Consider the following 17,336-nt stretch of genomic DNA (forward strand, 5'->3'; position numbering starts at 1 on the left):
TTGTAAATAAAAAACCCGCCTGACAAATGTCATAGCGGGTTCGTTTATTTTGGTTAGGCAACTGATTCTTCGATTGCTTCGGAAGAAGTCTCGGTTTCATCAGCTTGAGCTTGATATACAGTCTCACCGTCAATTTTAATGAAGCCAAGTCGTAATAAACGACCCTTTAAACTGACTCCAGTTTCACCCTTTTTTGCACCTGATTGATACATAAAGGTTTCGGGGTAAATATCCCCGATGGTGAAGCTGACGAAGATTTTTTTCTCTGCTTCATTTGCAGCTTGGCAACGACGAATCAGCTTTTCAGCTTCAGAGCCGCGCACAACGCAGTCAATATAGGTGTATTCAACATCATCGGAAGCTCCACGTAAAGCTGCAACGGTTACAGCCATGAATGGCTGGCCTTTGCGAATAGTAACTTCACGAATACGGTTGAGGTAACCAATTCCGCGAGTGTGAAGATCAAAGTATTTTGTTTCTTGAGTGTTAGTACTCATAGTGTTTCTCCAAAAAAGCAAAAGGCGGAGAAACACTTATCCTGACGGAAAGTGTTTCTCCGCCAAGGGTAGGTAGGTTAGACATGAACTCACATCGTGAGCGCCGCTTTGCATCATGTACACGGCTTTTGGCATGTGGCTAATCAACGATTAGCTAAACATGGTCAGCAATTTATCATGTGCTTTAAGTGCTTGCAACGCATCATAACCTGCGTTTTGCAGGCTATGATGGATGTGTAAATAAAGGATTTTACTGCTGCTCACGTCTGCAGAACATTCGGTGGATATCCTCAGGGGTAAGCCACTGCTCTTGCTCTTGCGGTTGGTCTAAGGCAGCATGAGAGAAATACGATAGTAGTTTTCTCAGGATTTTCATAGTGTTTCTCCAAGTTTGACAGAGAAACAGCATCCGAGCGGATGCTGTTTATCCGCTCGGGAGGGGGGGTTAGTTACGGCTTTGACGTAAAACGATCTGCAGCCGAGTTGGTTGATATGGAACAAGTTCTAACTTTTTGTCCTGACCTATACCAGCAATCAGTTTTTTTGCTTCTTCAAAAGGCCACCATCCAAAGTCTTTTGGGTGGTCGGTGTAGCCCATTTGGTCTTGTCTCCAATATTTCTGACATTCTCCAGAATAAATTGCGACATATTGAGTCATAATGTTCTCCGCATAGGATAGAGTGATTTAATTTTAGCCCTGCGCGGCATTTGGTTCCGTCCAATGAGAACAGTGTTCTGGTGCAAATCGTTGGCGGTAATCCGCAAGCACATCATCAAAGTCAGATCTCAAGGCTGAGTACGAATCTTCACTTCCGTAATATCCCCAGCATGACTCTGAATCGACTACATGCCAGCTGCCATGATTGCAACGGTTAAGCGTTGCTACAACGGTGCCGTACACATCGCCATTGACCCAGGCGTTGTAAAGAGTGAGCGCTGATTCAGCCAATTCCATAGCTGCTCTGCGCCGTGCAACAACACGGACATAACGCTGTTGTTCAGACTTAGTACCTAAAGCACTGAGTTTTAGCGTTTGACCCTGCTGCTCTAGCCAAGCAAAAGCCTCGCTCCATTGTTTGAAATAGGGTGACTTCGATTTGAGCCCTTTTTGATACTGACCCTCAATCAGAGCGAACCAAATCTTTTCCCCCACTTCATTGATTGTGAAATCAACAAACCCAAAGGTGTATACCTTTGCACGCCGGTCAATTTCTAGTCGCGCCTCAGAGTCTGGAATCCATACTCCAGCACCTGAAGACGTATCCCAGCGACATTGGTTACCACTACCGGCCAAAGACCAAGAGCAACCACCGTGCTCATAGCAATCGAGTACAACTGAATCAGGATCGCCAATTGACTTGTCACGGTCAGCTCTCAGCTCGCTCCATAGTTCGCGTAACACGCGTCCTGAGAACTCAAAATCATAAATAGCTGATTGAGAGTAGTAGGTGTACTTGTCGTGGTTTTCGCGCCAATAGCGTTGAGCTCGGCCACGATAGTAATCATCGCTGAACTCTTTACAGCCAGCTGTAGCCTGGCAATATACTTGAAACTCTTCAGCTTCTATTGCAGCTGCTACCCACCTACGCCTAAGCAATGGGTGGTCGCTAACAAGATCCGTATCAGCAGAACCGTATTGATCCAACCCAAGCACCGAGTTGAATTCTTGGGTTTGGTCACGAGCGGTATAGATGAAACCATAGCCGTCCATATCCTCAAGAGGGTTGGAGGAGTTATGGTCATCTGACAGGTAGCCAACAACAGTTGTGTTTTCATCAATCCATTTAACAAGCGGATCTTTAAAATCCATGATGCTACTTGGCTTTATGAAACCTAGAGGCTCGGACGAGCAGATTTCTTTGAAATCAAAAGATTGATTTTGCATAGTGTTTCTCCAAAAACAAAAAACGGAGAAACACAGCTCCTGACGGAGAGTGAATTCTCCGCCAAGGGTAGGTAGGTTAGACATGAACTCACAACGTGAGCGCCGATTTACATCATGTACACGGCTTGTGGCGTATTGCTGATCAACGATCGCAAAATACACAAAAATGATAGGTCAGCTAGTAATGATTGTCCAGTTATTAGGGGTTCTAAAAGTTTAAGATTATTGATTTTAGCCACTAAAAATACGTCGAAGCGAATTTTTAGTGATTATCATTATGAAATACTTAAATAGTGCGTATTTCTTGATTTAATGAATAAATCAGCATGATAACTGAATTATAAAGTCAAACGATATTGATCTGTTTATGAGACAAAAAATCCCGCTGAATGACTAGGCATTAAGACCTGTTCATTCAGCGGGATTTTTATTTTATTGACTGGTGTATGGTCTGGCTTGATTCAGATCATAGTGTATTTTTACTTGGTCGCGTGTTGGATTTAGGCTCCCCTTCAAAAGCTTTTTTTCCAGTATGAGACTTATAGCGACCTGTCTCAAAATCTTGACTGTTTCCAGCAAGTCGGCGCAGATCCCTGCACAAACGGTTGCCCTTTCACCTGGGCGAGGCAATGACTGTGATGATCAAGCAAATGTTCGCACTGTTCTGTTTGGCAAAACAGTCTGAACATTTGCTGGAGTCATACTAAAAAGTAAAAAATTAACGGCGTTAACGTGGTTAGAGAAACCCGGCATCACTACCCCTAGTGACGCGCTGATCTTCCCAGGTACTCAGCTTTTTTGGAGAAACACTCAAGCTATTAGCTAACAAGTGTTACCGCGTTGTAGCTGACAATGCGGCCAAACAGTTTACTCAGGCCATTATGCTGGATCGTGTTGCGCATTGGCAAGGCTGAAGGTTTCCACACTGTAGGCATTTTCTGCTTAAAAATAGGCGTTATTTGCGTGTTGTTTTTTTCTTTGGCTCAATATTCACAATGCCTTTGCAATCAGGGTATTTGCTGCAACCATAAAAGTCGCCGTTCTTTCCCTTTCTACGCCGTGTTGGGCTACTACATAGAGTACAAGCCGGTGTTTTTTCAGTAGTTATTTTGATGTTGAACGGTTGGTTTTGGTATTTCTCAACGATATTGCCAATCCATGTTGATTGCTTGCTGACAAAGTCATCTAGGGTGAGCTCGCCTGACTCAACCATATCTAAGGCCTGCTCCCAAATGGCTGTTGTTCCTGGGTTTGAAATCGCTGCAGGGACTGCAGCGAGTAGGTCGTGGGCCTCACTGGCTGCAATGAGGTGTCGTTTACCTTTTTGTGCAATGAGTTTTCGATCCAGCAGGCTTTTGATAATTCCCGCTCGGGTGGCATTTGTTCCGATACCGGTGGTTTCCCTTAGCTTTGCTTTCAGTCTTGGGTCTGTAACATAGCGACTGACCTGTTTCATTGCTTCAATAAGTGTGCCTTCAGTAAACAGCGCGGGAGCCTTCGTTTTTTTTGCGTCAATTCTACAATCAATCACTGGACAGGCATGGCCTTCAGTAAGTTGCGGTAATTCTTGCCCAGCATCATCGTCTTTGCTGGCCGAATCGCCATCTTGATCTTTATTTTCGTTATTCTTGAGTAAGGTGATCCGCCAGCCTGGAACCACGATTTTTTTACCCACAGCTTTCAATGTATATCGAGCAGCAGTAAATATGGCCTCGGTTTTATCGAACTCATGAGGTGGGAAAAATTGGGCTAGGTAGCGCATTTTAATAAGGTCATACACACCGCGCTCAGCTTGAGATAATTTACTCAATTCAGCGACTTCAGTAGTAGGGATAATGCCGTGGTGCGCTGTGACTTTAGCATCATTCCAAGCGGGCGATTTCAGCTCCGAATTACACTGGGTCATGAGCTGGCCAAGCTGAGAGTCTGATTGGAGCATTGCCCGAAGAATTGCAGGCGCTTCACTGTGCATATTTTCTGGCAGATATCCGGTATCAACCCGAGGGTAAGTGACGATTTTGTGTGTTTCGTACAGTGATTGAACCGTGTCTAGTGTAGCTTGTGCGCCCAAACCAAATTTGCTGGAGCATATCTTCTGCAGTTCGCCCAGTTCGTAAGGTAATGGTGGTTGCTCCTTCTTGCGCTCTGTTTTCAACTGCTGCACGGTCGCCTGCGCGGCATTTCTGATCTGTTGCTCAGCCGTTATTGCATCAGCTTGATTGATGCATCGGCCAGCCTCATCAGCCAGGTCTTCTGGGCATTGCCAGCGCGCTGCAAAAACAACACCACCAGACTCAGATTGCAGGATTACGTCTAGGTCCCAGAATGGAACAGGTACAAAATTCTTGACCTGGTTCTCCCTGTCTGCAACCAGTTTAAGCGTTGGCGTTTGTACTCTGCCGACTGATAGCACGCCTTGGTAGCCTGCACGCTGACCCAGCAATGTAAACAGTCGTGACAGATTCATTCCAATCAGCCAGTCCGCCCGTGACCGGCCCAGCGCTGAATAATATAAGGATTCAGTTTCGTGGCCTGGCTTGAGCTGGCTCAGTGCTTTTTGAATAGATGCATCGTTGAGAGCAGATAACCATAGACGTTTAATTGGACCTCGGTAATTGCATAGGTCCACCAGCTCCCGTGCGATCATTTCACCTTCGCGATCAGCGTCGGTGGCTATGATCAGTTCTGTGGCTTTTGATAAAAGACTTTTAACCACTTTGAACTGACTAGCAGTGGATTTTTTTACAATCATTTTCCATTCTTGTGGCACGATAGGCAGCGCTTGTAGAGACCATTTTTTCAATGCCTCATCGTAGGTTTCGGGTGGTGCCGTCTCAACTAAGTGGCCAATACACCAAGTAACGACGGAGCCTGCTCCTTCGTAATAGCCGTTACCACGCTTTGTTGCTCCAAGACTTTTGGCAATATCGCGGCCCTGGCTGGGCTTTTCACATAAAAATAATCTCATGAATGACTCACTGGAAAAACACTTTAAGCGAAGACTGGTCCATTGACATAGTTTTTGCATCGTCTTCATTTTTAGCAAAACGATTAAGCTCTACGGCTCGTAGGAAGCCTGCTGATCATAGACATGCCGGACTCTGCGGTTTAAACGCATGCTGATACCCTTGTTCTGGATTCTATAGCTGCAGTCAAATGCAGCGACTCTATTGCCGGCTAATTTAAGAGCGGCAATAGAAGCGGCTGTGGACTTGATATCATTCAGAACGGCATGTCATCGTCAAAACTTGGTTCGGTTTCCGTAGCGTGAGTGCCATCAGAAGAAGTGGCTTTATCCTGCGAGGTGTTTTGCATGTAGGATTCGTATTGACTTTGTGCGCGAGCATCAACACCATCACTGCCTTCACCACGAGGATCCAGCACAATTGCCTGACCGCTCAAATCAACGACGACTTCAGTTGTATAGCGTTTAATACCTTGATCGTCAGTCCACTCCCGAGTGCGGTTCTTGCCCTCGACATATATGCGACTCCCTTTTTTTGCATACTGCGCTATGATTTCAGCGATTTTTCCAAAGCATGTGACCCGATGCCACTCGGTCCGTTCTTGTCTTTTACCTGTGTTTTTATCTGTCCATGACTCACCCGTTGCTAGTGAGAAGTTTGTAATTGCTGTGCCACTTGTCGCCACATGGGTGGTTGGATCACCGCCCACATAGCCTATGAGTTGAACTTTATTAAGACTAAGAGCCATCTGAAAATCCTCTTTGCAATGTATGAGCACAAGAGCTTGCAGCAAGTAGAGATGCACTGTGAGTGTTAACCCGATACTGAATTAACCGGATTAATTATTGATAGGTTGGCTTTAGTCAATGTTGAGTTACTGCGGCGGAACGGAATATATTTTATACAAAACAGAAATTATTCCGCCGCGAACTGTAACCCGTCTTATTCACGAGCCTTGACCTAAACAAGCTGCCGAAAATGAGTCACTTTGAGAGCTCTCATGAATAAGACGGGTGTAAACCGTTTTTTATAGTGTGTGGGGTGTTACTCCCCCACATAACAGTATTTTTTGGTTTCCAGGGTGTCTCGGGGGTAGACAGTGCTTGCTGGTGTTTAGGTGTTAAGGGCCTTAACAGTTTTAAAAGACAAAGCCCGCTGTAAAGCGGACTTTGTGGATGGTTCAGGAAGTGAGCATAAGTCTTGCAGTTTCTGCCTCACTAATGTCAGTCTTGATAGCTAGTAGGCTATCAAAGGACAGTAGGTTCGGGGTCGCCGTGGGTCGGTTTGAAAGCGAGCCGAAGGCCAAGCGCTTGGGCGACTTTCACCCTGGTTGTAAGGCTCGGATTGCCATCGCCTGAAAGGGCCTTGTCCAGCCCTTGGCGACTCATCCCAACGTCGCGGGCAAGCTGGCTAAGGTTACGGGCGCGGGCTATGTCTCCGAGCGCCGCCGCGATCAGTGCGGAGTCGCCGTCCTCCATCACCGCATCGAGGTAGGCCGTAATGTCGTCCTCGGTCTTGAAATAGTCCGTTGTGTCGTAGCGGCTGAATTTGACTTCCATCGTGGTCACTCCTTCTACTGCGCTGCAATGGTCTTGGCTAGGGCAATATCCCGTTTCTGGATGCTCTTGTCGCCTCCACAAAGAAACAGCACCACTGAAGGGCCGCGCCGCATAAAATAGACACGATAGCCGGAACCGTAGTCGATCCTCAGCTTTCATTTTTAATGTAATAAGTGCGCACCTTCATTTCTACTTCATTGTGTCGTTATCCAAATAGTTCGCTGTGAGTGCCAATATCTACAAATATCACGCTGTCGCCTTTATCAGATAATCGGTACACCAATAAAAAATCACCGCCAATATGTAGTTCTCTAGTTCCCGCCCATTCGGCCCCTAAAAGGCTATGGTCGAGGTACTCTGGCGGAATTGGTTGTCCAGCATAAATGATCTGCATTACAGTGACGGCAAGGTTCATATCTCGCTGTCCAGCCCGCTTGTAACGCTCCCAAGACTTTTTAAATTCGCGAGTGTAGCCCACTTGTCGAGGCAAACTGGCTCGCTTACTGCTTGGTTTTTTGGTCACTATCCAGCTCCGACATCATGTCGTCCATGTTGCTAAACATGCCCTCTATTGCCTTTGCTTCTTGAAGCGCTATTTTCATTTTTGCGGATGGATGACGTTTGACCTCAAAAGGCAGCTTCTGCTCTTGAACGACTTGCTCCAAGAACAAGCGGATTGCACTGCTGACATTCAAACCGCAACCCTGCAAGACTTCTGCGGCTTCCTGCTTGAGATCAGCACTCACACGACTACGCACATCGGCATTCATAGTGGTTAACATAATAATACCTCCTCTTATCTGTACCCGCATTGTAGCTACATCGTAGCTACAGTCAATATTTGTACAGGCAATTGTTATCGCTTGGTATTTTCTTATTACATTTAGAAGTGGTGCTTTCACTGCGCACTTGAACACCTAAGAGCGACCGCCGAACGGTGGTGTGTTCGTTAAATAACCCTAAATAGGGTGATCATGCTGATTATAATGTAATTCTTCAAAGACGAATCTAGGGCAAGTGAGTAATGCGTGTCTTTCAGAAACTAAGAAACCCGCTGTTAAGCGGGTTTCTTCTAGGTTTAAAAGTGCTGTAACAACTTCTAAACCGGGTAGCAGTTGTCCTGAGTGTTTACAGTGTGAACAGTTACCATCCAAGCGTCTTATTTTAAAACGTGTCGTAGTGCTGATCACGTTCGCAAGTGGCGCATAGGGCTTGGCCTAGATCGACATCCTCACCACAGCGCTGACAGTTTCCTACATGCTCACCTAGATACTCGTTATCAAACTCGTTTTGATTATCATCCATTGTGCATTTCCAATTAGGTGTATTGGTGTTCTTCACCCGGTTCTAATTTATTGGGCGGAACGGAGTATATTTTCGACCCGACGGAATTTTTTCCGCCCGGAAACTTTGCCGCAGTTATAGTTTTTCAGTTTTGTCATGTTTTGCCTGAGCTAACACTTCCAAGGCTTCGTCCATTTTTTCCTGGCACTCTCGCGCCTGCTTCGCAATAAATGTTAAGCAGCTGATTTGCATATTGGTTTGTAACCGTAGTGCTTCAAACCAATAGAGTTCCTCCAATAAATCTTCTGGAGTTTGTTTATCTTGCATTGCTTTGGCCCAGACCCCGAACCCCATGCGTTGAGCCCGGCCACGGCTACGCCATCGCAAGTGATGTGCTCCAGAAGGTGATGCTTGGGTACCGGCTTGTATTGCGAGAAGAGAGAAAGGTGGTTTGGCCCACATCTCGACAATCTCATCAATCATTGCGGCAATCCCCTCACGTGCCTCGATCATTTGCTGCTCCAAAACCACATAGTCCCCTTTACCCTTAAAAGGCTTTAAAAGGCCTTTTAGGGAGGGTGCATGTTTGACCTTGTAGTAGGGGGCTTGTTCGACATAGTCGTAGGGGGATTGTTTGACTGTCATGCTTTTTCCTCGCGTTACGTTGCTTGTTGTTCTTCGCTTTTGGCCTGCTGCAGTGCTGTGTCGCTGCTAGCAACTTGCTCTTTGGGCTGTTCCTCAGGTTTTTCAGCTTCGTCATCGTATGCTGCAGCATTGTCGCGCTGAATGTTTGGAGCAAACTCACTGCGTCGGGTTCCTTGAAGGATATCGCTTGGCGGCGTACCCAGTCGCTCAATAGCTTCTCGTGCTCTTGCATTGTTGGCCGCCATGTCGTCTCGACTTACACCCGTATTTTTGTAGGTTAATGCGAGCCCGAAGAGGCTACGTAATTGGTGAGCACCTTGGTCCAAAAAGCCTTCCATATCTCGACGTGACATTAGGCCAACATGATTTGCTAATAGGATCTTACGAGCCAAGCTGTCGTATGCCTCAAGCAGGAACACAGCGCGAAAGCCCATGTGACTGTTGCAGAATACAGGTGTTATGAATGGCTCTTGGTTCAGGTTTTCTGTGATACTGATTTGTTCCGGCACGGCTGTGATAAGTTTTTCCAGCATGGCAGAGAGCTCATTCATTTCTTGCTGTGCTTGATCTAGCTTTTCTTCGATCTTGATCATCCACCAGTCCGCATATGGATTATCTCGCGCAGAGGTTAACCTGATCATGTTTGTGATAGCGAAATACTGCTGCATGCTTGGAACTGTGTAGCCGGGTTTACCGGTGGGTTGACCACCTTGCCAGACCCGAAGAGCATGATACGTGTGTAGTTTGAGTTCTATTTGGCTTCGTAGTGAACCAAGGTTCACTTTGTAGCGCTCAACGATTGCTTGCTGCTGGCTCATATATAGCTCCTATATGTAGTGTGTTTTGCATCAGCAGTGACTGATGATACGGAGCTGTTTTGTATTTTTAGGGAGTAACCCGAAACCGGCCCAAACGGATTAAGTGGGTCAAAATTAATGGCCATTAACATTGGGAGTAAACAGTGCTTTGTTAGTGTTCTAGGTGTTTTGGGGGTGAACAGTGGTTTACTGCTGTTTAGGTGTTCATGGGGTGAACAGTGGTTTACTGCTGTTTAGGTGTTCATGGGGTGAACAGTGGTTACTGCTATTTAGGTGTTCATGGGGTGAACAGTGGTTTACTGCTGTTTAGGTGTTCACGGGGTGAACAGTGGTTTACTGCTATTTAGGTGTTCACGGGTAAGCTATAAGTCGTACTTTTTATGGCCTATGAATATGATGTTTTCTGCATCATATTCTTTATTCAGCTTGAGCTCAGAGTCGCCCAAACTCTCCAGCTCAGTGACAAGGGTTATCATCCAAATTTCAAGAATCGCTTGGATTGTCTTTACAAACACTAAACTTATCGAGGGCACGGCCTACTGCCGCAAATGCTTGCGTGTAGCTTCTATAAACTTTCTTACTGGGGAAAATGCGATTCTCCAAGCTTATATAATCCAATATTCCTACGGAATAATAAGTCTCGCCGCCGTCTTTCGTTTCAAAAACGCTGAGTTTTTCCGCTGGATTATGACCTTTATATCGCCATAAGCTCCACATTTCATCAAAGTCCTGATCGCTGAAACTCATGTTTTCACGTGTTAATTTGCTCATTTTTGCTCTCCTAAGAATTGCTTGCAGTGTCTAGTGCGCGAGTGGATTTTGTACTGTCCAGCAGAGCGCGCACAGCCAAATAGCCGGCTTTGCCTTCTGGTGAAAGTTCATCAATGGGGACGCGCTTAAGATCCGCGATGCCTGTCGAAGTAGAGTGTGTTGTCTGGAGGTTGGTAGTGATATGACTGGTTTCTGAGGGTTCAGAAGCTGCTTGGTTTTGACCAGACCACAGCTTGAACTCACCTCGTTCGGCTTTGCGAACAAGACCGCGTAGGTAACCAAGTGGTTTTTTAATACCGCCTTGCTGACAGCGTGCAGCCAGTTCGTTGATCAGTTCTTGTTGCAGATCTGGCTCCTGATACTCCAGCATAGCCAAAGCTTGCCTTCGCTCGTCATCAGGAATGTGGTCATCAAGGTGTTCTGGCCACTGGATGCTTGAGTTGTGATTTTTACCTTCTGAGTCTCTGTACAGTACAGTACTAGTATATGTACTAAGTACAGTACTAGTACTGTAGTTCGGATTCCGAACTGCGTTGATTCTAGTGGCTTTGCGACCTAGTTCGGATTCCGAACTGAGGGTGGCATTATTCCGAACTAGGCTGTTTTTACTGAGTTCGGATTCCGAAATAGGCTCCGAACTAGGTTTTTTTGCTGAGTTCGGATTCCGAACTAGGGTGATTTTTCCGCGTTCGGAATCCGAACTGCGAGGCACTTTTTGTTGGATTGAGCTTGTGTTCTCAATTCTTTGTTGCAGAACATCAAGTCGTGTGGGGATAACAGTGCCTGCAGCTTCTGCAAGTTCTTCTGCTACGTTCTCAGCGACGATTCGCACTGACTTAATGTTGTGATGTAGGTTTTTAGTCACAAGCTCAGCGTAGCCAGTATCAATCATTTCTGCTTCCTGCACTGTCACTGGGTCTTCGTGTAGTATGTACATATTGCCGACTATCCGACCCGTACCGCTATCACGTCCCTGTGCTAATAAGCTGATCCAGCGTGTCATGCGTAGAATTGCAATGACTCTTGAAATCGTTTCCCGTGATGCTTGTTCTCCGTAGGGAGTTTGAGCCAAGTATGGTTGTAAGTCCTGGTACCTGGGTACTGAATACCCTTGCTTATCAAGCAACATTTTGAAAACGAGCCAGCCATTTCTTTCCAAAGGTGTGAGCCGGCTATCAAGTAGCAGGCGCTGAGGTACGATTTCTTGTTTCAGTCCGCTATAAACAAAACCTGCAGCTCCAGAGGAGGATGCTTGCCCTCCGGGAGTAGGTTGATTGAGCTGAGGAATCTCAGGCCATTTTTCGGAAACCGTCCCGTCAATAGTCTGTGAGAGTGTTAACCAGTTATCTTTGCTCATGCTAAGCATCCCCTCCTGACTGGCATTCGGCTATTTCCAGCCAGATTTGTCCCACCAAAATGTTTTGCTCTTCTGCAATGACTAACATGAGGTCCAGCTGATTCATTTCGTCCAGTTCAGCACCACTCATGATGTTTTGGATTGAAGCTGCAGGTTCACATCCATGGCTTTTTTCAAGCTGCTGTACTAACGTCACCCAGCGCTCCCAGACAGCGTGTCTCTGTTCATTGCTAAGAGCAGGCAGGCGTCCCGTTCTGGACTGAACTTGCAAGGTACGCCGTCGCTCAGCAACTTCTGTATGAGACAGGCCGAAAAAAATGTTCAGCATTGGTGTCGTAGCCCCAAGCTTGATTGCGCGATTGATTAATCGCTCCAGCTCTTCGTCACGATCAATTTTATCCAATACTAATTCAAGAGCTCTGGTGTCTACCGACGGTTTAATCCACATATACGGAGAGCTGACCACTTTATGTAACTTGGTCGGCGCAAGGCTTTGCAGTCTTAAAACAAGATCAGGCGTAAATCCTAATGATTTGCAACGCTGCATTTTCCCTTCACTGGCTTCTTGTAAGACCAGCGTGACGAGGGCTTGATTAAAAATGTAGCTTGGGACCGGAGCCACTGGTGTTATTTTGTCGTTGTTATTTGCCATCCCAACCGGTGCTCGGTTGGAAGAGGGCACAGGAGTGACCTTTGATAATGGAGTAAACTTACAGTCCCTATTCATGGTTCTGCTCCTCATCAAATTGCTCTACCAACTCTTTTTCCAAGTCAACCAGTACTCTTGCCAAGCGTATGATGCGGAAAAGCTTCACTAGCTCAGCATCTTCCAAGCGAGACAACCCAACATCTGCAGGGCCGTTCAAACCGACTGTAATGTCATAGCTGCCGATCAGGATTTGTGAGAATAGAGCGGATGAAAGCGGTATAGGTGCTTTCTCAGAAAAGCTGTCAGTTGTGCGTAGAATTGATAGCAGCATCAGCTGTACGCCTTGTGATATAGGCGTGCCATCAGTACCTAGTTTGCCAAAAATGCCAAACCCTAAACCTTCTTTTGTTGCTCCAAATCCTGTAACGCCAGTTGTCGAGCAGATATCTTTAACTAAAAGCCAGATATTGTGTCGCAGGCTCAGTGGGTCTTTTATGCGTGTCTCGATGTACCAGACATCTGAAACGCTTGAGGAGGGACCGCCTGCGGTAACAGGAATGGAGTTCAAAACCGATTCTTTAAAATCAGGCAATTGATCACCGTTGTGTATTGCTACCTGCTGTCTTGTTCTCAAAATCGTATCGCTTTCTTGAGAAGGGGTGACAATGTGTCCGTCAATAAATGCTTCAGGGTCTATGTCTTTGTCGGATTGAGACTTTGGCTCAGCTTCAGGAATAGACTGTGAAGATCTTGCAGCTTGAGTAGCTGGCTCCCGTGTGTGCGTTGCACTGCTTGCCACAGGGGTTTCCTCTTGAGTCGGACTGACTACTTGGGTTGCTGTGTCTTCTACGTCATGATGTTCGGTATCTGATTCAACAGGGCGGGGTGGGTTTTGAGCTATGCTGGCCAGTTGCTCAACTGAGAGCGGGTTTTTGTTAACAATGCCTTCTGATGCCACCGCCAAATCTAGCTCTAAGATATTGTAGCTTTGTCCCAGCATTGCGGACATTTGCCCAATAAGCTCATCTTGAATCACCTCATAGTTATAGGAGTCTACGCCAGTGTCGTGCGCTGCTAAGACCATCAGCCAGAACTCAAAGAAATCACTGCCACTGTCGTCGTATTTGTCCCAGACTTTAGTAAGGTTGTTTTTAAGCACAATTAGCTTGGCTACTTGAGCTCTACCAAGCCCCTGCATCAATGTATTGGGCAGTGCAGGTAAAATGCTATTGACGCACTCAAGCATATTGCTAAGCAAGCTGATAGCAACAGGGTACCCGTCTTGCCTCAGCCGATCAGACAGTTTGCGCAGGGAAAGCTGCTCACTACCATGCTCTTCGTACATGGTTTTGATTTGAGCGATACCCTGAGCTTTGTCGATAAAGCTTAGCTGTCCATGCAACTCATTTTCAGCGAGGTGTCCGGCCAGTGCGTTAATCTCTGACTGCCAAGGCTTAAACAAGCAGTGGATACGGAAGAACTGCTCATCTTTAGTTTCACGCCACAGTTCGTTTAAGATCTCCAGTCGGGTGTTACCACCGTTTCTTATGATGTAATGATCTTCACCAGGGCGACGTGTAATGAGCGGTGGCTGATCTAGTCCACGGGCTTTAATTGATGCCTTGATCTCGTCATATAGAGGGTTGCGTGTTTTACGCGGGTTATGTTCATACGAGCTTAGCTGATCTAGGGTGACCACCATGGGTGTGTCTTGTAGAGGATCAGTGAGGCGTTTGAGCGGAGCTGCATTCGATGAAAAACCTTTGGCTCCCATCTGCCTTTCAATCAACTCCCTAGTGACCTTGGTATTCATGAGTGCTGCTCCTGGTTAATAACTGAGAATGCTTTTAAAAAAACAGGTGAGCTGTGGATTGTGTTAACTGCTTTGAGCTGTCTTGCGATACAGTCCATCACAGTAAAGCTATCCGTTACTCCGAAAAGACAGACAACACAGCGACTACGCACCAGATTGCCTTGATGTTTGGTTGCGCGAATAATTTTTCGATCGTACAGATTGCTTTTGTTTTGCTGGCTTTCCAGCATGTCAATAAAGCTTGAGAAACTGCTTAAACTACACTCGACTGTGAATGTAATGATGTCTTTGCTGTTCATATCCGAACACCCTCCATGTTGGCGTAATTAAGGTCGTCAAACCGGATCTGATCTGGAATGAATGCCGTTCTGACAACGCCTGTTGGGCCGTTCCGATTTTTACCTAAAATTATTTCTGCAATGCCTTTCTCGTCCGAGTCCTCGTTGTAGTACTCATCTCGATAAATGAACATGATGAGGTCGGCATCTTGCTCAAGGGAGCCAGAGTCCCGGAGATCGCTGTTGTTTGGCCGCTTGTTGGGCCGGTTTTCAACGCTGCGGTTAAGCTGTGACAAAGCGATCACGGGGCAGTCCATTTCTTTGGATAAGGCTTTGAGACCGCCTGAAATCTCAGCAACTTCAAGATTACGATTTTCACGTTTCTGGGATGAGTGCATGAGCTGAAGATAATCAACCACAATGAGCCCCGGCTTCCCAAACTGCCTTGCTGCTCGGCGTGCTTTTGAGCGAAGTTTTGATGGGTTCATGTGGCTGTCATCGTCGATGACTAGGCGATCGCGCAATTCGTTAATTTTAGCAACGGCGGCGGCTAATTTTGCCCAACCTTCATCGTCAAGTTTCCCGCTCCGAAGCTTCTGCATGTTGAGCTTGCCGATTAAGGCTGCAAGCCTGTATGCAATTTGTTTTGAGGGCATTTCCAAACTGTAGAATTGGACGGTTTGTTCTTTAGGTAATGTGTCTAAAGCTGCTTGGATGAACCTGAGACACAGACCTGTTTTTCCCATTGAAGGCCGTGCTGCAAGTATGTTGAGACCTGTAAACCAACCGCCAGTAAGGTTGTTTAGGTCGATCAGTCCAGTGTCTAGACCTAGTAAGCTGATGTTGTTTTGAACGGCGAAATCCACTTCATCAATCACCTCCAGCATGACCGCCCGGAGGTCGGTAAAATTGCTGGCTGATTCGGACGAAAGAGTGAAGAGTTCCCGCTCAATTTCCTCACGTACATCTTCACTGACAGCCTCTTTAGAGCTGGCCAGGCGGGTGCAATCATGGCCAATTTTAATCAGTTGACGCAGTTGTGAGCGCTCTCGGACAATATCGCGGTAGGCTTCAATGTTTGCAGTAGAAGGAGTGTTGAGACAGATTTCACCGACATAAGCCAGAAATTCTTGACTGCCCATCTCACGCTGCATAGCAAGCTCAGAAATGGTAATAATATCAAAAGGCTCACTGCGCTCAGAAAGTTCGCGAATCAGTTTGAATAGCTGCCTATTGTTAAACTGAAAGAAATCCGACTCGGTAAGCACACCGGAAATAAGGTCCCAGGTCTGGTTGTCAAGAATCAGGCCGCCTAGTACGGCGTGCTCAGCTTCGATTGAGTAGGGCGTAGATGTCGATAAGGTAGTCATTTGCTACCTCCAGCAACCCCGTTATTTTGTAGCGATGATAGGTGTTTGCATGTTGCATCTGCGTCTCTAACATCATTACGAGTGATGATATGACGGCCTAGGGCGACAGCCCCATGTTTATGGCTTAATAAGCGCTCAGTAACACACTCGGGCTGGCTAGTATGTTTCACAAGTTCAAGTAGCTCAGCATCGCTCAGCTCATTTTTGCTAACGGTGACCAACAACAAGTAGGCAAAACCGAAGGAGAGGCCGATGGCTATAAATAAACCCAACCAGCCGTCGAGCTTGTTGAGTGAGGTTTCTAGTGTTGATAGACGTTGATTAATCATTGCTACCTTCCTCAGTTTCAAACTGAGTAAACGTAGAGGTATCGAATATGCTGCTTACTTTTTCGGGTGTTAGCTGTTGAAAGTCGTCTGCCCATTCGGGAAAAACTTCAATTGCAAGCGCGGTCATTGTTTCCAATGCTGACGGAGCTTTTCTGCCAGAGGGTTTGCGAGTTTCAATACGGTGGGCGGGCATTGAAAGACTTGCTGCGCGTCGGTACGAGGCTAGGTTGGGAACAGATGTGTCGAGTACGCGAATGCCTGAATCACCATCAAATGTGCTGTGAAGGTTTTCAGTAATCAATCGTGCATCGGTTGTGACTGCATCAGCTCGGTTGATAAAAACCTGCAGTTCTGGGAGCTGAATCCCCATGTACTGGTAGCTGCTCAGTTCATCAAATAGAGCAATGGTTCCACGACGAAATTCACGGGCAGCGAGTAGTTCAGGGATAATTGGAGAAATTGCGGTGTCAGCTGCCAGCAGTGCCATTTCGAGCGTGACGGAGCGTGCGCCTTGGGTATCCATGACAACCAAGTCGTAATCGTCTTTAAATGCTTCCAGTAAACGGAGAAGTCGTAGGCGACCGTCAGCAGCGTTAAGTAGCAGACTGTTCAGCTGGCCCTGATCATCATTTGACTTGATGACATGAAGATTCGGTATGGAGGTGCCGGAGATGATTTCGCTGTGGCGAGTCTCGTTGAAGCCAACGAGCTGAAATATGCCACCATCAGCTTCGGCTTCTAGGTGGAAATAACTGGACAGAGTTGGTTGAATATCAAGATCAAGGAGCAGGACACGCTTTCCTGCATCGGCAGCAATACCCGCTAAGTTGACTGCTGTTGTGGTTTTACCTACGCCACCTTTAGTGGAAATAACAGCTACTTTTTTCATGACTACCTCACAGAAAGAAATCTGAGAGGTGCTTTTAAACCTGAGTATGTGAGGAGTTTTCAACCCTTAAAAAGGGGTGCTTGGCATTTTGACTTGTAATCAGTAGGTCCCGAGTTCGACTCTTGGTGCCGGCACCATACAAATAAAGCCTCGCAGAAATGCGGGGCTTTTTTGTATCTAAATTTTGAAAGTGTAAGCATTACATTGACATGCCCCTCAATCTAAA

20 protein-coding genes are annotated in these 17,336 nt (G+C 46.5%); all 20 read right to left on the reverse strand.

Annotated elements, in window-relative coordinates:
- Nucleotides 1-53: 53 nt before the first annotated feature.
- On the reverse strand, nucleotides 54-497 hold the full coding sequence (locus TOI97_RS03015; RefSeq protein WP_321552643.1) for an STY4534 family ICE replication protein: 444 nt from the start codon (nucleotides 495-497) through the stop codon (nucleotides 54-56).
- A 445-nt stretch (nucleotides 498-942) separates the two neighbouring features.
- Nucleotides 943-1,155, reverse strand: coding sequence for a hypothetical protein (locus TOI97_RS03020; RefSeq protein ID WP_321552644.1), 213 nt, complete (start codon nucleotides 1,153-1,155; stop codon nucleotides 943-945).
- A gap of 33 nt (nucleotides 1,156-1,188) precedes the next feature.
- Complete coding sequence (locus tag TOI97_RS03025; RefSeq protein WP_321552645.1) at nucleotides 1,189-2,382, reverse strand: hypothetical protein; 1,194 nt, start codon at nucleotides 2,380-2,382, stop codon at nucleotides 1,189-1,191.
- Between the two features lie 955 nt (nucleotides 2,383-3,337).
- Nucleotides 3,338-5,350, reverse strand: coding sequence for a DNA topoisomerase III (locus tag TOI97_RS03030; protein WP_321552646.1), 2,013 nt, complete (start codon nucleotides 5,348-5,350; stop codon nucleotides 3,338-3,340).
- Between the two features lie 254 nt (nucleotides 5,351-5,604).
- The gene (ssb, locus tag TOI97_RS03035; protein ID WP_321552647.1) at nucleotides 5,605-6,096 is read right to left on the reverse strand and encodes a single-stranded DNA-binding protein; all 492 of its coding nucleotides are present in this window, start codon (nucleotides 6,094-6,096) and stop codon (nucleotides 5,605-5,607) included.
- Nucleotides 6,097-6,595: 499 nt separating this feature from the next.
- On the reverse strand, nucleotides 6,596-6,907 hold the full coding sequence (locus TOI97_RS03040; protein WP_321552648.1) for an addiction module antidote protein: 312 nt from the start codon (nucleotides 6,905-6,907) through the stop codon (nucleotides 6,596-6,598).
- Between the two features lie 14 nt (nucleotides 6,908-6,921).
- Nucleotides 6,922-7,059, reverse strand: a complete 138-nt coding sequence (locus TOI97_RS03045) for a type II toxin-antitoxin system RelE/ParE family toxin (protein ID WP_407651308.1) — start codon at nucleotides 7,057-7,059, stop codon at nucleotides 6,922-6,924.
- A gap of 53 nt (nucleotides 7,060-7,112) precedes the next feature.
- On the reverse strand, nucleotides 7,113-7,430 hold the full coding sequence (locus TOI97_RS03050) for a type II toxin-antitoxin system YafQ family toxin (protein WP_321552649.1): 318 nt from the start codon (nucleotides 7,428-7,430) through the stop codon (nucleotides 7,113-7,115).
- Entirely contained in the window at nucleotides 7,408-7,689 is a 282-nt protein-coding gene (locus tag TOI97_RS03055; RefSeq protein ID WP_321552650.1) for a type II toxin-antitoxin system RelB/DinJ family antitoxin, read from the reverse strand. Before TOI97_RS03055 ends, TOI97_RS03050 begins: the two co-directional genes overlap by 23 nt.
- A 382-nt stretch (nucleotides 7,690-8,071) precedes the next feature.
- Entirely contained in the window at nucleotides 8,072-8,212 is a 141-nt protein-coding gene (locus TOI97_RS03060; RefSeq protein ID WP_321552651.1) for a hypothetical protein, read from the reverse strand.
- A gap of 114 nt (nucleotides 8,213-8,326) precedes the next feature.
- Entirely contained in the window at nucleotides 8,327-8,836 is a 510-nt protein-coding gene (locus TOI97_RS03065; protein ID WP_321552652.1) for a DUF3158 family protein, read from the reverse strand.
- 14 nt (nucleotides 8,837-8,850) lie between these two features.
- The gene (locus TOI97_RS03070; RefSeq protein WP_321552653.1) at nucleotides 8,851-9,654 is read right to left on the reverse strand and encodes a PFL_4669 family integrating conjugative element protein; all 804 of its coding nucleotides are present in this window, start codon (nucleotides 9,652-9,654) and stop codon (nucleotides 8,851-8,853) included.
- A gap of 483 nt (nucleotides 9,655-10,137) precedes the next feature.
- Nucleotides 10,138-10,425 carry a hypothetical protein gene (locus tag TOI97_RS03075; protein WP_321552654.1) on the reverse strand — a complete coding sequence of 96 codons (288 nt, stop codon included), beginning with the start codon at nucleotides 10,423-10,425 and terminating at the stop codon, nucleotides 10,138-10,140.
- Nucleotides 10,426-10,435: 10 nt separating this feature from the next.
- Nucleotides 10,436-11,782, reverse strand: a complete 1,347-nt coding sequence (locus TOI97_RS03080; RefSeq protein WP_321552655.1) for an STY4528 family pathogenicity island replication protein — start codon at nucleotides 11,780-11,782, stop codon at nucleotides 10,436-10,438.
- A gap of 1 nt (nucleotide 11,783) precedes the next feature.
- Complete coding sequence (locus tag TOI97_RS03085) at nucleotides 11,784-12,509, reverse strand: DUF2857 domain-containing protein (RefSeq protein ID WP_321552656.1); 726 nt, start codon at nucleotides 12,507-12,509, stop codon at nucleotides 11,784-11,786.
- Nucleotides 12,502-14,244, reverse strand: coding sequence for a ParB family protein (locus TOI97_RS03090; RefSeq protein ID WP_321552657.1), 1,743 nt, complete (start codon nucleotides 14,242-14,244; stop codon nucleotides 12,502-12,504). Before TOI97_RS03090 ends, TOI97_RS03085 begins: the two co-directional genes overlap by 8 nt.
- Entirely contained in the window at nucleotides 14,241-14,543 is a 303-nt protein-coding gene (locus tag TOI97_RS03095; protein WP_321552658.1) for a hypothetical protein, read from the reverse strand. The genes TOI97_RS03090 and TOI97_RS03095 overlap by 4 nt, the downstream gene beginning before the upstream one ends.
- Nucleotides 14,540-15,892, reverse strand: a complete 1,353-nt coding sequence (dnaB, locus tag TOI97_RS03100; RefSeq protein WP_321552659.1) for a replicative DNA helicase — start codon at nucleotides 15,890-15,892, stop codon at nucleotides 14,540-14,542. The genes TOI97_RS03095 and dnaB overlap by 4 nt, the downstream gene beginning before the upstream one ends.
- Nucleotides 15,889-16,221 (reverse strand): hypothetical protein, encoded by a 333-nt coding sequence (locus TOI97_RS03105; RefSeq protein ID WP_321552660.1) that lies wholly within the window; start codon nucleotides 16,219-16,221, stop codon nucleotides 15,889-15,891. Before TOI97_RS03105 ends, dnaB begins: the two co-directional genes overlap by 4 nt.
- Nucleotides 16,214-17,110: a ParA family protein gene (locus TOI97_RS03110; RefSeq protein ID WP_321552661.1), complete on the reverse strand. Its 897-nt coding sequence runs from the start codon at nucleotides 17,108-17,110 to the stop codon at nucleotides 16,214-16,216. Before TOI97_RS03110 ends, TOI97_RS03105 begins: the two co-directional genes overlap by 8 nt.
- Nucleotides 17,111-17,336 lie beyond the last annotated feature (226 nt).

Origin of the sequence: Denitrificimonas halotolerans (assembly GCF_034259425.1) — a bacterium.
Taxonomy (GTDB): Bacteria; Pseudomonadota; Gammaproteobacteria; order Pseudomonadales; family Pseudomonadaceae; genus Denitrificimonas; species Denitrificimonas halotolerans.